This window comes from Stenotrophomonas sp. IS26 (assembly GCF_054188265.1).
Genome location: NZ_JBSZJV010000046.1, coordinates 1 through 416, shown reverse-complemented (window position 1 = coordinate 416; position 416 = coordinate 1). Strand labels below are relative to the sequence as shown.

The window sequence follows — 416 nt, the reverse complement described above, 5'->3', positions numbered from 1 at the left end:
GCCGTGCAGGAAGCGGACTACCTGGAGCAGCTGCGCTTCCTGCCGGGCAGCGTGCAGCACGCGCTGAACATGGAGCCACAGATCGCCGCATGGGCCGAACGCTTCGCACGCAAGAGCAGTGCACTGTTCCTGGGGCGTGGCCTGCATTACCCGATCGCGCTGGAAGGCGCGCTCAAGCTCAAGGAGATCACCTATATCCACGCCGAGGCGTATCCGGCCGGTGAGCTCAAGCACGGCCCGCTGGCGCTGGTGGATGAGGACATGCCGGTGGTGGTGATCGCCCCGAACGACAGCCTGTTGGAGAAGGTCAAATCCAACATGCAGGAAGTGCGTGCGCGCGGTGGTGAGCTGTTCGTGTTCGCCGACCAGGACAGCAACTTCGTCGAGTCCGACGGCGTGCATGTGATCCGCACCCC

At 64.4% G+C, this 416-nt stretch carries 1 protein-coding gene; it reads left to right on the top strand.

Annotated features, from left to right (window positions below):
* On the top strand, positions 1 to 416 hold a 416-nt coding region (locus ACW6W5_RS17860; RefSeq protein ID WP_458233679.1), incomplete at both ends, for an SIS domain-containing protein.